The organism is Sphingomonas lenta, from assembly GCF_002288825.1.
Lineage (GTDB): Bacteria > Pseudomonadota > Alphaproteobacteria > Sphingomonadales > Sphingomonadaceae > Sphingomonas > Sphingomonas lenta.
Window position 1 is genome coordinate 12250 of record NZ_NSLI01000006.1, and the last position, 13073, is coordinate 25322.

The 13073-nt window shown below is 69.3% G+C and carries 16 protein-coding genes; 2 read left to right on the forward strand and 14 right to left on the reverse strand.

Translation table 11 applies throughout. From position 1 onward, the window contains the following. Positions 1–79: 79 nt before the first annotated feature. The 12 genes from traW to CKY28_RS16960 all read right to left on the reverse strand — a co-directional run bounded on the left by traW (position 80) and on the right by CKY28_RS16960 (position 9582). Entirely contained in the window at positions 80–724 is a 645-nt protein-coding gene (gene traW / locus CKY28_RS16905) for a type-F conjugative transfer system protein TraW (RefSeq protein WP_342747179.1), read from the reverse strand. After that, the gene (locus CKY28_RS16910; RefSeq protein ID WP_245841899.1) at positions 721–1245 is read right to left on the reverse strand and encodes a S26 family signal peptidase; all 525 of its coding nucleotides are present in this window, start codon (positions 1243–1245) and stop codon (positions 721–723) included. Before CKY28_RS16910 ends, traW begins: the two co-directional genes overlap by 4 nt. Beyond that, on the reverse strand, positions 1232–1630 hold the full coding sequence (locus tag CKY28_RS16915) for a TrbI F-type domain-containing protein (protein ID WP_095999577.1): 399 nt from the start codon (positions 1628–1630) through the stop codon (positions 1232–1234). Before CKY28_RS16915 ends, CKY28_RS16910 begins: the two co-directional genes overlap by 14 nt. Beyond that, positions 1623–1979 carry a hypothetical protein gene (locus CKY28_RS16920; protein WP_095999578.1) on the reverse strand — a complete coding sequence of 119 codons (357 nt, stop codon included), beginning with the start codon at positions 1977–1979 and terminating at the stop codon, positions 1623–1625. The genes CKY28_RS16915 and CKY28_RS16920 overlap by 8 nt, the downstream gene beginning before the upstream one ends. After that, positions 1972–4551, reverse strand: a complete 2580-nt coding sequence (gene traC / locus CKY28_RS16925; RefSeq protein WP_095999579.1) for a type IV secretion system protein TraC — start codon at positions 4549–4551, stop codon at positions 1972–1974. Before traC ends, CKY28_RS16920 begins: the two co-directional genes overlap by 8 nt. After that, the gene (locus CKY28_RS16930; RefSeq protein ID WP_176473157.1) at positions 4548–5225 is read right to left on the reverse strand and encodes a TraV family lipoprotein; all 678 of its coding nucleotides are present in this window, start codon (positions 5223–5225) and stop codon (positions 4548–4550) included. Before CKY28_RS16930 ends, traC begins: the two co-directional genes overlap by 4 nt. Positions 5226–5344: 119 nt before the next feature. Then, on the reverse strand, positions 5345–6127 hold the full coding sequence (locus CKY28_RS16935; RefSeq protein ID WP_095999650.1) for a DsbC family protein: 783 nt from the start codon (positions 6125–6127) through the stop codon (positions 5345–5347). A 101-nt stretch (positions 6128–6228) separates the two neighbouring features. Beyond that, the gene (locus CKY28_RS16940) at positions 6229–7560 is read right to left on the reverse strand and encodes a TraB/VirB10 family protein (RefSeq protein ID WP_245841900.1); all 1332 of its coding nucleotides are present in this window, start codon (positions 7558–7560) and stop codon (positions 6229–6231) included. After that, positions 7557–8369 (reverse strand): type-F conjugative transfer system secretin TraK, encoded by an 813-nt coding sequence (locus tag CKY28_RS16945; RefSeq protein ID WP_245841901.1) that lies wholly within the window; start codon positions 8367–8369, stop codon positions 7557–7559. Before CKY28_RS16945 ends, CKY28_RS16940 begins: the two co-directional genes overlap by 4 nt. Further along, the gene (locus CKY28_RS16950) at positions 8366–8932 is read right to left on the reverse strand and encodes a type IV conjugative transfer system protein TraE (RefSeq protein WP_095999581.1); all 567 of its coding nucleotides are present in this window, start codon (positions 8930–8932) and stop codon (positions 8366–8368) included. The genes CKY28_RS16945 and CKY28_RS16950 overlap by 4 nt, the downstream gene beginning before the upstream one ends. A gap of 10 nt (positions 8933–8942) precedes the next feature. After that, a complete protein-coding gene (gene traL / locus CKY28_RS16955; RefSeq protein WP_095999582.1) occupies positions 8943–9230 on the reverse strand; it encodes a type IV conjugative transfer system protein TraL in 288 nt (95 codons plus the stop codon). A gap of 28 nt (positions 9231–9258) precedes the next feature. Further along, entirely contained in the window at positions 9259–9582 is a 324-nt protein-coding gene (locus CKY28_RS16960) for a hypothetical protein (RefSeq protein ID WP_095999583.1), read from the reverse strand. Between the two features lie 422 nt (positions 9583–10004). Here CKY28_RS16960 and CKY28_RS16965 point away from each other — a divergent pair, with 422 nt between their 5' ends. Together CKY28_RS16965 and CKY28_RS16970 are read left to right on the forward strand one after the other, a co-directional pair. Beyond that, entirely contained in the window at positions 10005–10454 is a 450-nt protein-coding gene (locus CKY28_RS16965; RefSeq protein ID WP_095999584.1) for a hypothetical protein, read from the forward strand. A 496-nt stretch (positions 10455–10950) separates the two neighbouring features. Further along, positions 10951–12294: a site-specific integrase gene (locus tag CKY28_RS16970; protein WP_095999585.1), complete on the forward strand. Its 1344-nt coding sequence runs from the start codon at positions 10951–10953 to the stop codon at positions 12292–12294. 41 nt (positions 12295–12335) lie between these two features. Here CKY28_RS16970 and cueR read toward each other — a convergent pair whose 3' ends face one another. Continuing rightward, positions 12336–12788, reverse strand: coding sequence for a Cu(I)-responsive transcriptional regulator (cueR, locus tag CKY28_RS16975; protein ID WP_095999586.1), 453 nt, complete (start codon positions 12786–12788; stop codon positions 12336–12338). Next, positions 12785–13060 carry a glutaredoxin family protein gene (locus tag CKY28_RS16980; RefSeq protein ID WP_095999587.1) on the reverse strand — a complete coding sequence of 92 codons (276 nt, stop codon included), beginning with the start codon at positions 13058–13060 and terminating at the stop codon, positions 12785–12787. Before CKY28_RS16980 ends, cueR begins: the two co-directional genes overlap by 4 nt. Positions 13061–13073: the final 13 nt, after the last annotated feature.

Below are 13073 nucleotides of genomic sequence, written 5' to 3' on the forward strand. Positions count from 1 at the left end.
GTCAACCAGCGCGCGCGTCGACGCGCTCCGGCGTGCCGCGCGTGCGCGGCCGCGAGCCAAGCGCGGTTGCCTGCCCCATTCATTCGCGGTCTCCTTTTGTTCGGCCCAGCACCAGCTCGCGAATGCTAAGCGTGCGGCCCTGCTGCTCGACGACGGCCGGCACGGCGCGGATGCCGAGCTGGCGCGTGAGCGTGCCCGACTGGTCGAAGAAGAAGCGGCGCCGTTCAGCCTTCATCAGCGCGAACGGCGAGCCCTTGACCAGGATGAGCTTGGCATTGAGCGCGGTCGTGCGCGACGTCGCCCAGGAGACCTGGGCGGGATCGTCTCCGTCGAGGAACACGAGCCGTTGGCGGAGCGGCACGGTGTCGAGCGGGTTCACGCGGGTGCCGGCCGCGACGACGACCCTGCCCTTTGCGTCGCGCAGGTCCTGGCGAAGGGTGATGGTCGGGTCGACGATCCACCCGCGCGGCTCGATGGCCGCGACGATGCCGTCGACCGGGGCCGGGCGTCGCACCCGCGCGGCGGTGCGCGCGGCGAGCGTGCGGTTGGCGCGATCGATCGCGCCGCTCGCCTGCATGTCGGTCAGCTTGTTGCGGATGACAGTGAGCAGGTCGGCCTCGACCACCGGGAACACCGCGCCCTGCTGGCCATAGTCGCGCGCCATCGCGGGCGAGGCGAACGCGGCCATGACGGCGAGCGGGACCGCAAGGGGGCAGCGAATCACAGGATCGCCTCCCCCACGCCGATCACCTGGGCACGGCAGATCCAGCCGATCGCGGCGTAGCGGCTGTCGAAGCTGTCCTTGTTCGGCGTCGCCACGAAGTAGCAGCCGCGAGGGAGCACGCCGGTCGGCCCCGCCACGAGCGGCTCGCCCCTTAGCGACACGGGCTTAGCGACACCGACCGCGTGGCCGTTGACGAGGAACAGGCGGCCGCGGCGTTCGACCCGGTCGCCGGGAACGCCATAGACGATCTTCCCGAACGGATCCCGATCGTGGCCGAAATGCTTCGTCAGGAGCGCGCTCGCCGGCGGCTCGAAGAAGATATGGTCGCCGCGCGCGGGCTGGCGATCGCGGTCGATCAGGAACGCCCAGTTCGGCAGGCTGGTCGTGCGGTTGACGAGCAGCGCGTGGCGCTCGCCCCAGGCGCTCAAGGCCATCACGACAGACAGGAACAGACCGCCGCCGGCAAAGATCGCCCAGCGCTGCCGCCGCTCGCGCGTCCAGAAACGGTCAGCGCTCGCCACGGGCCGCCTCCGTCGAGCGGATCACCGCCGCCCTCACCTGCTCGGTCCGGTCGGGAACCGACCGGCCGAGCGTCGCCTCGGAGACGAGCACCGTCGTGCCGTCGCGCGCGAGATCCGTGACCGCGCGGTTGACCGCGCCGAGATAGGCGCCGGTCCGCTTGGCCGCGTCTTCCGGCGACCCGCCGTTGCGCGCCTCGGCCGCGACGAAGTCCTCGACGAGGCGCGACAGGCTCACCGAGACGATGCGGCGCTCGCGCAGCTCGACCAGCGTCCGCGTGGCCCAAGCCGCCCAGACTAGGGCGGCGAGCAGCAGCGCCGCCGTCCCGACCCGTACCAGCGGCCAGCCCGCCAGCGTCCTTATCGGCCGGGCGATACGCTCAGCCACGCTCGCCTCCGTCCAGCTCCCGGTGGAGCCGCGCGGCGAAGGTCGGTGCGCGGGCGATGATCAGGAGGCTGACCAGCGCGACGAGCAGCGTCACGAGGTTGCGCTCGAACTTCGCCCGGGCGGCGGGCTCGGCGCTGAGATAGTGGCTCGACAGGTTCTGCAGGTGGGCGAAGAAGCTCGCGAGGTCGACGCCCGTGATGATCAGCGCCAGCAGGAGCACCAGCCCCAACGTCGCGAGCACCGTGCTCGCGAGAAAGAGCCACAGGCTGAGCGCGACATAGCAGCTGGTGGCGCACTTGCGGCGGAGCCGCGCGAAATGCGACGGCGGCGATGGCTTACGGTCATCCATGGATGGTCTCCCGCTGAGGGGTGGTGGGATCGGCGGTCCCGCTCGCGACCGCGTCGATCGCGTCGGCGATGGTCTCCCCGCGCGCGAGCCGACGCTCGATCGCGGCGTAGGTGTCGGGCGAGGAGGAGAAGACGGTCGCCGAATAGCGGTCGAGCACCAGTCGCCCGATCGCCTGTGCTTCGGGTCCTCGGATGAACACCTCGGAGTATTCGCTGCCCGACCGCTTCAAGGACCGGATCAGCCCTTCGGTACGGTCGTCGAGGTCGAGACGCGCCGACTTTCTGAGGTCCGCCACCGTCTCGGGCTTCTGCTGGAGAACCAGCATCCAGTCCGAGTTCTCCAGCGCCGCGGTCGCTCCGTCCGACTTGTAGAAGTCGTTCAGCGACTGGGTCGCGGTGCAGAGCGCCCCGCCATATTTGCGCGCGGTGCGGGCATAGGTCTCGACGAAGTCGGACATCGAGCCGCCCTTGAGCATGGCCCATGCCTCGTCGATGAGGAGCAGCTTCTTCACCGAGCGGGGCGTTCGCGTCATCGCCTGGCCGGTCATGAACATGACGGCGGTCAGCACGACCGAGCGCAACTCCTCGCGCGTGGCGAGGTCGGACATCTCGAACACGGTGAGGTCGTGTTCGAGCCGGAGCGTCGCCTCGCCGTTGAAGAAGCCGCCATAGGTGCCGCCGAGGCGGAAAGGGCCCATGGCGATGGCGAGATTGGCCGCGTCCGGGTTGCCGGTCTCCTCCAGCGCCGCGGCGACGGCGTCGACCGACCCGTCCCTGCCCTGCTCCTCCCAGACCCGGTTGACCGCCCGGTCGATCAGTCCGCGCTCGGTGTCGGTCAGCCGGTCGACGAAGCGCGCCATCTGGCCCGCGATCGCCTTCAACATCGCCATGCAGTCGAGCCGATAGTCCTCGTCCGAGGCGGCCCGCTCGGCATCGACCATCGAGAAGGGGTTGAGACAGAAACCGCTCGCCAGCGTGAACTCGACGAAGCGCCCGCCCTGAAGCCGGCACGAGTTCATGAAGGAGCGGCCGTCATCGATGACGACCACCTTGGCGCCTGCCCCGCACAGGCTCGCGCACATCTCCTGGAGCAGCACCGACTTGCCCGAGCCCGACTTGCCCAGGATCGCGACATTGTGGTTGCCCGCCGCGTTCTCAAAGGGCGACCAGAAGAAGGGCTGGCCGCGGCGGCCGAGCAGCAGGAGGTGCGGCACGCTCCCGCCCAGATACTCGCCTTGCATCGGCGCGATGTTGGCGGCCGTGGTCGACAGCATGGTGCGCATGCGTCGGCAGCGCTCGAGATCGACGCCCAAGCCGTCGGCGAGCGTCAGCGGCATGGCGCCGAGCAGCCCCTGGATCTGCAGGAAGCGTTCGTCGGCGAGGTCCCAGCCCGCGGCCTTGTAGAGCGATTTGACCGTACGCTCGTTGCGGTCGCCATCACCTTCCGGCGAGAAGGTGGTGACGCCGTAGAAGGCGCGGACCAGCCGGCGACCCTCCTGGAGCTGCGCCTGCACCTCGCGCCACTCGGCCGCCTGGTCGCGCAGGCGGGGAACGTAGCGCGCGGACTTGCCCTCGCTCAAGGACGTGGTGCGCAGGAACTTCAGTCCCGCGCGCGTCGAGGCCGCTTCCTGGTCGGGGTAGACGAGGCAGAGCATCGTCGCGGCCGGGCATGGGTAGCGCAGCTTGTCGGTGAACAGGTCGCCGATCAGCCGGGCCGTCTCCCACGGCGTCCAGCGTTGCGGCATGTTGCGGACCCCGAAATGCCGCACGTCGAACCGATCGGGGTAGATCTCGCCGATCTCGGGCGCGTCGCCGTCGCGCGCGCCCGTCGGCCGGAAGCGCTCGGTACGGAGCAGCATCCGGCTCTCCTCGATGGTGAGCTCGATGTCGCGGCGGAGCGCTTGGGTAGCGATGGGGTCGAGCGGGTTATAGTCGAGCGCGTCGTCGCCGCTCGCCGTCGTCGGAGAGGTCAGATCGTCGAGGAACGCGATGAGCTCGACCGGCTCGACGTCGAGCGCCGGCACGTCGAGCGAGCGCAGCATGCCCGTCAAGCTCTCGCGCACCGCGACCAGCTCCTCCTTGGTCGTGCCGCTCGAAGCGGGCACGCCGACCGAGACGAAGAGCTGGTGATGGCGTGCATGGAACGGGGCGGAGCCGGAGCCGCTCGCCCAGACCATGTCGTAGAGGCAGGCCGCGCGCGAGCGGGCGATCTTCTCGTAGACGCCGCCGCGGGCGTAGCGGGGTGCGAACCAGGGCGCGATGTTGCGGCTGATCCGGGGCGACGCCCAGTGCACGATCTGGACGCACGCGCCCGCCGGCAGCCCTTCGGAGAAGAACTGACCGAGCAGGTCGCCGACCCGCTCGTCCGCGCCGACCAGGGGAGCGACGTTGAGGACGAAGCCGGTCGAGCGCGCGTTGAGGTAGAGCCGCGTGGACGGCTCATAAACTCGGTACGGCAGGAAGCTCGACAGCATGTCGAGCCCGAGCACGGGACGTGCGCCCTCGCCCTGCTCGGCGTCGCCGAACAGCCCGCGCATGACCGCCGTGCTGAGGTTCCGGAGAGAGAGGGTCATTTCGGCTGCTCCCCACCCAAGGACCCGAACGGGTCACCCGGATCGCCGTTGGGCGGCGCCGCCGGGCGCAGCGCCGGCTTGGCCAGCAGGGGCGCCGCGAGCGCTTTCGCGCGCGTGCCCGCCGCCGCAGCGTCGCCGCGGCCTGTCACCACCTTCCCCTTGGGTAGCTTCGACGCGGACGGTGCGACGGCGGTGGACGGGACGATTGTCGCCGGCTCGGACCTGCCGATCCGGTGACCCGCCCGCGCTGCCGCAATCGCGGCGACGGTCGGAAGAACGGCGTCATCGGAGCCCGCCGTCGCGGCGATGATAGGTTGAGGGGCTCGAGGGAGGGACTCGAGCCCCTCGATCGCCGGTGCCGAAGCGCCTGCGATCGCCTCGCGCAGCGAGGAAGGGGCGGAGCTGCGCGAGAACTCGGGAAGCTTGTCGGCGCGGTCGGGCGCGAACGCCCAGCCGCCCGGCTCGACCACGGCATGGACCGTAGCCGCGTCGTGGAGGATGCCGGCCTCGTCGACATGGGCCGGCAGGAGGATGGTGAGCGTACGCTCGCCGACGCGGACGGGTGATCCCGATCCGACCGGGCCGGCAGGCGCGCGGGCCGGCCTCGACGTCTCCGCCACGCGGGCCTGCTCACCGCCGAGCACATCGACTGCGGCTGCGTCGATCGCGGTCATAGGCCGGCACGTGCCCTCAGGAGCACGGCAGGCGAAGTCACCCCTCACATTGGTGCCGAAGGTCGTGCAGCCGCCGGTCAGTCCGACGCCCGCCGCGAGCAAGAGCGCGAGCGTCCGGGTCATGCAGCACCCCCGTTCGCGAACGCCTTGAGGACGGCGGCCGGACGGAAGCCCTCGATCACCGCACCGTCCTCGCGGATCACGACGGGCGTGCCGCCGAAGCCGTGCTTGCGGGCGAACGCCTCGTTCGCGTCGAGCCCGGACGTGTCGCACTTCGCGCCGCCCGCGACCTTGCGGCCCGCATAGGCGGCGTGGAGTGCTGCTTCCGGGTCGGCGGCGCAGAGCACGGCCTCCGCGGTCTTCCGGCTCTCGGGCCCGAAGATCGAGATGGGCCGCTCCTCGACGCGCGCGCCGAGCTTGACCAGCTCCGCGGTCAGCTTGCGGCAGTAGCCGCAGGCGAAGTCGCTGAGCACGACGAGCTTGGGCCCCGTGACCGGCCCCCAGCGGATCGCGCCGGCCGCGGGCAGCTCGCCCAAGTTGACGCGGCTGGCCGCGGCTGGTGCCTGCGCGGGCTCCCCGTCATCGAGCTTCGCCCGCTTGCCCGCGGCGCCCGCAACCAGGAGGTCGGGATTGAGCTCCAGCAGCCGCGCGGCGGTCAGGTCGCTACGCGTCTCCATGTCGTAGAGCCGCCCGATCATCAGGTAGCGCGCGGTCCGGTCGACATAGAACAGCGTGGTTCCGGCCGCGACCTCGCACAGCCCGCCGAACCGAGCGCAGTCGATCGCGCCGAGCGGCGTCTTGGGCAGCCGGAGCTTGAGCGCGGTGCGCACCAGGTCGGTGTCGACCGCGGCCATCGTCGGCGCGGTCGCCCGGACGGTATTGACCACCGCTCCGGCGCCCATGCCGAGCCCGAGCGAGGTCGCGGCGACGAGGCTCCAGAAAGTCGCGCCCTCGCGGCGCCTCAGCTTGGCCAGCTCGCGGCCAAGCAGCGCATGTTCCGAAATCATTGGGGGTTCCTCACGTAAACGCCGTCGAGAAAGACGATCTCGACATCGATGCCGGTCGGCATCTCGATGACCGGCTGGTATTGTTCGGCCCGCTCGATCAGGTACTTGGACACGGTGTCGGCGGCGTCGCCGACCCCCTGCCCCAGCCCGCCCTGGACGATGTCGCCGGCGGACAGCGACGGACGCTTGCCATCGGTCCCGACGTTCAGCCCCGAGAAGAGGCCGTTCGCATTGGCCGAGAAGCCGCGCCCGAAGCCGCCGACGATCCCGGCTATGAGCGCCTGACTCGCTAGGCTGCCCTCGCGGCTGACGACGCGGCCGCGCACCCCGGTCTTGCCGGCGAAGCTGATGAAGCCCTTGACCTCGCTCACAGCGACGCGCCCGCCGGGCTGGTCGCAGGTCATCTTGGCGAGCTTGACGTAGACCTTCTCCGCCGAGAGGTCGCCGCGCGCGGCCCCGTTGACCACGCAGCCCTGGATGCGCGTGGTGAGCAGCTTGCCGTCCTTCACGACCGATCGGGCGGCGCCTGTGATCCTGAGGACCACGGGCAGCGGATCGGTCTGGCTCGCCACGCCTGCGGACGCGTCCACGCCGACGATGACGCGGGCGGGCGCATAGGAGTTGGGCGGGAGATAGTCGGGGCTGTCCTCCACCTCGATCGCGGGCGCCTGCGGGCGACCCGAGCGCAGGCCCGACTTCGTCGCCGCTCCTTCGCCCGCCGCCAAGGTGAACGAGAGCGTCTTGACCTGACGCTCCGTCGCAGGCGTCAGCGCCGGGTCAACCGGTTCACCGGGTTGGCCCGCGGTCGGCGGAGCCGCGGCACCAGGTGCACCCTGCCCGCCATAGATGGGCGGCGGTGCCGGCGGAGGCGCGGCCTGCGCGCGGGCGAGCTCGCCTCTGAGTTTGCCGTTTTCCTGCGCGAGCGCATCGATCGCGCGCGTGCCGTCGCCCTTCATCGCCTGGTTCTCGGCGGCGAGCGCGTCGAGCTTGGCCTGCATGTCGGGCGACACCGCCGCCCGGCTCTCCTCGAGCGCCTTCAGCTGACGCGCCTGCGCGTCGAGCCGGTTGCCATAGATCGCGACGAACTCCTTCTGGCTGAGGTCGCGGTTGACGATGCCGTCGGTTTCGATGCGCTGCGGCGCTTCCGCCCCGCTCGATGCGCCGGGGTCGCCCCCGAACACGAACCACGCCCCGAGCAGCGCCGCCATGCCGCCGCCGCCGAGCAGCAGCATGCGCTGGCGTTGACGCGTCTTGGCGTTGAGCGCGCCGAGCGCGTCGCCCGTTTCGTCCGGCCGTGCGGTCGCCTGGGTGGTCGAGGTGCCGGTCACGCGCCCGCACTCCCGTCCTGGACGACGTAGACCGTCGTGGCGCCGCGGGGGGGCAGCTCCCTTTGGCCGACGCTGACCGCGAGCGTGCCTGAGGGGGCGAGCTGGGCCGGATCGATGGCGACCGGCTTCTCCGAGCGGCTGTCGACCCGGATCACCTTCGCGGTTAGCCGCGCGCCGCGATACTCGGCGATAAGTCGGACGCTGAGGTCGCCCACCTTTGTCGGCGCGGCGGCGACCTGGCGGAGCTGGTAGCCGTCCGGCGTCCGGCCGCTCGCGACCGACTGGATGAGCCGGACCGCCGCGTCGCGCGGGGACGATTTCGCCTCCCACGCTTCCGCCCGCTCGGTCGTGATCGCCGGGTTCGAGACGAAGACCTGCTCGGCCTCCGGGCCGCCGAGCGAGCAGGCGAACTTGTACACATAGCCCTTGCGGGTCGTCGCGAAGAAGCTGAGCCGGCCCGGCGCAAAGCCTTCGGGAACGGACAGGTAGATGTCGCCCCGGATCGGCTCGTTGGTGACGGTGAAGTCGTTATAGGGGTATCCGGTCGTGATCTTGCTGACACTGGCGAAGGCGTCGCCGATCAGGCTGATGCGGGTGAGCTCGCGGGACGAGACGACGCACGCCACCTCGGCATTATCGGCCGCCTGGCGGTACTGCTCGGCATCGGCCGGGCTCGCGACCATGGCCACGGCGGCGCCGATCAGCGCGAGGCCCATCGGCTTGAAGAAGGTGTCGAACCGGCGCGAGGCGCCTAGGGCGAGCGACACCGAACCCGCCCCGATGAGGCAGGCAGGCGTGACGGCGATCATAGGGACGCGTCCTTCTTGTCGGGGACGAGCGCGAAGCTCAGGAGCGAGAGGCGCAGGCCCGCGTAGCGCCAGCCGAAGCGGAACCGCTTCTTCTCGCTCGCGATGACCTGCCCGCCCACGAAGGTCTTGAGATCGCCGTCGACCACAGACGTGAGCGTCTCGGCGTCGACGGTGAGCCCGGTGATGACGAAGGCCTGGCTCAGATCGGACCCACGCTGCTCGGTCACGATCTTGACCAGCTCGGCCCGGAGCGTCCCATAGGCCGACGGGTCGGCGACCTTCAGGATCTGCTCCATCCAATAGTCGAGCGCGGCCGGCGAGCGGTTGAGCAGCACCAGCGCGACGTCGCGGGTGACGAGCTCGAGATAGTCGGCCGAAACGCCCGACGAGCTGATCGCCAGCGGCCGCGTGTTGATCGGCTGCAGGATCACCTCGCGGTCGCGGGTGCTCAGGGACGAGACCAGCGCGAGGTTGGTCAGGAACGAGCCGCCTGCGGCGATGAGCAGGACCCTGCGCTGCCGCAGCAGCGATTGGGTGCGCTGGTGCGCGATGTCGGAGAGCATGGGATCCTCCTCAGCCGGCGAGGCGACGGCAATGGGAGGGCGGCGTGGCGCGCAACCGAACGAAGCTCTCGCCCAGGTACCAGTAGGCCGCGTGAATGGCCCAGGATGAGGCGCGCCCTGCTTTTGCCTTGCGAAGAGCGAACCAGGCACCCCCGGCCCCGATCAGGCCGAGCAGGATGTGCTGGGAGAAGATGCCCCAGGCGAACGGGACCGCGAGCCCCAGGAACTCGTCCAGGGTCCACAGCCCGATGAGCTCGGGATCGTCGAGCCGCCGGGGCACCATGTACTTGTCGGCCATCGCGCCGCTCCGCCCTCCTGACCTACGATCAGATGATCGCGGTGACGGTGGAGGTGACGATCGGCACACCGGTGCCGACGCCGATGCCGACAGCGACGGGGATCGCGACCTGGCCCAGGTTGAAGCGCCCCGACGCCATGCCGATGATGCCGCCCGCGAGGCTGAGGACGGCGATGATCTTGCCGCCCGAGCCCTCGAGGAAGTTGGTGAACTGGTCGAGCGCGGGGCCGAACGTCGCGTCGGCGCCGGCCTGCGCCGCCGTGGCGCAGGCCAGCACGGCGAGGCCGGGAAGGATGTAGTCGGCGGCGCGGCCGAGCCGTTGCTTGGCGCCCGCCAGGGTCAAGGTCTTCATGCGAGTGGTCTCCGAGGCTGTCGAAGCGGTCGATCCGTCGACCGCCAGACAGGCTTGAAGCACCGGTCGGGGTTCGCTCAACGATTAGGAACAGAATCGGAACATCCGACCTGCTCTTTCGCGCGGGACGCGCCAGTTCTCGCGCGGAACGCTGGGATTTTTCCTCGCCCGCGCGAAACTCGGTTGGCGCGATCAGCGACTTCTCGCGACCGGCGCGAGAACCGTCGCGCGGCCAAGCGATTGCGATCGGGTGCCCCGATTCGAGCCGGTGCGCGGATCGGACTCGGATTGCGCTCGTTCTCCGGCCCGATAGGATGTTCTTGTTTTGTTTTCCTCGCGCGGGTTAGTCGCTTATGTCGCGAGCGAATCGATTCGGGAGTGATCGGATGATCGAGGGCGGTAGTACCGGTGCAACGGGAGGTGTGGACCTGAAGGGTCTCGTCGCCGCGCTGCTACAGCAGTCGCGCTTTTCACAGCGCGAACTGTGCGACCGGACCGGGCTCAGCAAGGATCAGCTGAGCCGCACCTTCTCACGCAAGCGTCCAGTCGAGTTGCGCGAGGCACTCACGCTCGTGGACGCGGCCGATATGCCCGCCCGCGCGGCGATCACGCTTGCCCTGTTCGAACGCCCCGACCTCGCGGTCGAATGGTCGCGCTCCGGCATGTCGGAGTTCCTGGAGACGCTGATCAGGGAGCTGCCCGAAGCGATGCTGGCGGAACTCGGGGACGGCATCGACCGCGTGAACCCGCGCTGGGGCAAGCTCGCGGCGCGCTTTGTCGCCCAGCGCATCGCGCATCATGTCCAGGAGATCATCGACCGCGAGGAGGAGATCGCGGAGTTCAAGCCGAACGCGAGTCGCGCGATGGGCTGACACCAGTCGCGAAACCGCACCCCCTCAACACTGGCCGATGCTCGGGAGGGCGAGCGGAGGCGAGCACAGCGTGATCAGATGCCGACCGCCCTCCCGATCCTCGCCGCTGCTCCTCAGCGACCCCCGTGTGCACCGCGCGCGCGCCAATCCGTCCCGCCTGATGAACATCGCGCTGCTCTGGCCACCGGAAGCGGGAGGAGAGACCGGCTGCGGATAGCCGGAGGCGATCAGGCGACGCGAGCGGAACGGCTCGCCCCGTCTGGCCTCCTCTCGGCTGAGATTTCGACGCTCGGTACTTCCAGTTCGGACGACGGGCGATGAACGCGCCCCGGAGCTCGGCCGAGACCATCATCCACTTGGATCGCAAGCTGTCGCGCGCGGCGCAGCGGGGGCGAGGCGTGACCCTCACCTCCGACCAGCTCGACGCGCTCACCGAGCTCGGTCTGCTCGAGCGGCTCAGCGAGGCCAAGGCGGCCATCCTGAAGGAACATGCGCGGTGTCGACGGATAAAGGTGGCGTCTATCAGCGAGGAGGTTTCTGGCTCGATCTCGTTCGCGGTGCCGGCGGAGAGCCCCTCAACGACAACTGGTACATCTGGTGGTACGACTCCGAGCGCGGACGGCAGCGCCGCAAGACAACGGGCACGAACAATGTTCGGCTAGCATGCGACAAGCTGGACGAGCACTATCTCGCGACGTTCAGGCCCACGGCGGCCGACCAGGCCGTCTATGACGTGAGCACGGCGCTGACCGACTATTTTGTCGAGCACGGCCAGAAGCAGATCAGCGCGGAAGCGATCAAGGCGCGCTTGAAGCTGATGTCCCGATTCATCGATCACGAGGCGCAGGCCGGCCGACTGGCCACTCCCTTCCTGCCCGACCACATTGACGACTATTGGCTTTCGCGCTTCCGAGAGTGGGCGCTCGCGGAACCGATCGTCTCGCGCAGGAAGGACGCCAGCGGCCAGTGGGTCGCCGGCTCAAGCCGTCCGCGTACCGCTTCCAGCACCGAGGAGAGCATCATCCAGCTTAAGGCGGCCCTGAACCACGCCTTCCGGCGTCGGCGAATCCGCTACGTTCCGCCGCTCAAGCACAAGACGCGAGCGGCGGTGACTCCCGTCCGGACCTATCGGCTGAGCATGACGGCGCTCGGCGAGATGATCGACTTCACCGTGCGCGGCAGCGGCAACTATGCCGGCCACGCCGACAGGCTCCTGTCACTTCGCCGCTACCTAATCGCGGCGATCTGCACGCTGGCTCGTCCGGACGCCATCTTCGATATGAGCGTGCTGAAGGAGCGCGGTCAGTGGCTGCGCGCCGATCACCGGTTCAGCTTGAACCCAGAGGGCCGTGCGCAGACGAAGAAGCATCGGCCAATCGTGCCGGTCAACGATCTCCTGCATGTGTGGCTTGATGCAACCGACGAGTGGTTCGTCTGTCGAGAAAGGCTGGTGTTCGAGAAAGGCCAGGAGATCGAGCGCGTCGAGCAGATCGGGGTACGGAGCGTCAAGTCAGGCTGGGACACGATGCGTACGGAACTCAGGATTCCGGCAGGCTGGGGGCCGAAGCTCATTCGGCATTCGATGGCGAGCGAACTCCGCCGGCGCCGGGCGGATCCGTGGGAGCTCGCCGGTCAACTCGGGCACCGAGTGCTCAAGACCTCCGAAATCTACGCCATCTACGATCCCGACTACCTAAGCACCGTTCAGGCCGCGATCGACGACGTACTCGCGGATCTGCGTCGTTCGACAGGCGATATGCTGCCGCCGCGAACGAGGCCGCCGCTCCCTTCGCCCGTCGATGCCGGCGGACACGACGAGCGACTCACTCGCGACCGCTAGGTGCGAGAGAGTACTAAGCGAGGGCTGCAATCCGCTCCCTGTTACGAGGCAGGAACTCCCGCTTTTCCGAACCGTCGCGGCGCAGGACGAGGTAGAGGGGATCCGATACCCTCCTCCAGCCCGGCTATGATCGGACAGTCGGGCCGGTCGTCGCCGTGGCAGCTCGCGGCCAGCGTCTCGAGCGTCGCGATCATGCCCTGGATCTCGGCCACCTTGGCGCGCAACGCCTCGACGTGACCTAGCGCCAACGCCTTCACGTCCGCGCTGGCGCGGCTGCGATCGTTCCAAAGCGACAGCAGGTCGCCGATCTGCTCGACAGTGAACCCGAGGTCGCGCGCGCGGCGGATGAAGCGGAGGCGGTGGACATCGTTGTCGCCATAGTAGCGATAGCCGGTGTCTCGTCGCGCGGCTTGGGGGATCAACCCCGCCTGCTCGTAGTAGCGGATCATCTTGGCGCTGACGCCGGACGCCTTTGCCGCCTCGCCGATGTTCATGGACGCGCTCCCTCGCCTGCCGGATTGCTGACCAGGCCGAGCGCGGCCGCGATCTTCGGGCGCTGTTCGCCATAGGTGCCGTAGAAGAATCGATCGCCGACAAAGGTGATGGGCGCGACGCGCACCCCGGTCCGCGCCTTGGCTTCGTCCATCACCGCCGAACCGGTCAGGTCGCGTTCCTCGTAGGCGATGCCCTGCCCCTCGAACCACCGCTTGAGCGCGTGGCAGTCGGGGCAGGTCGGCGTGGTGTAGATGGTGACGGACTTGTCCATGATCCTCTCCCTT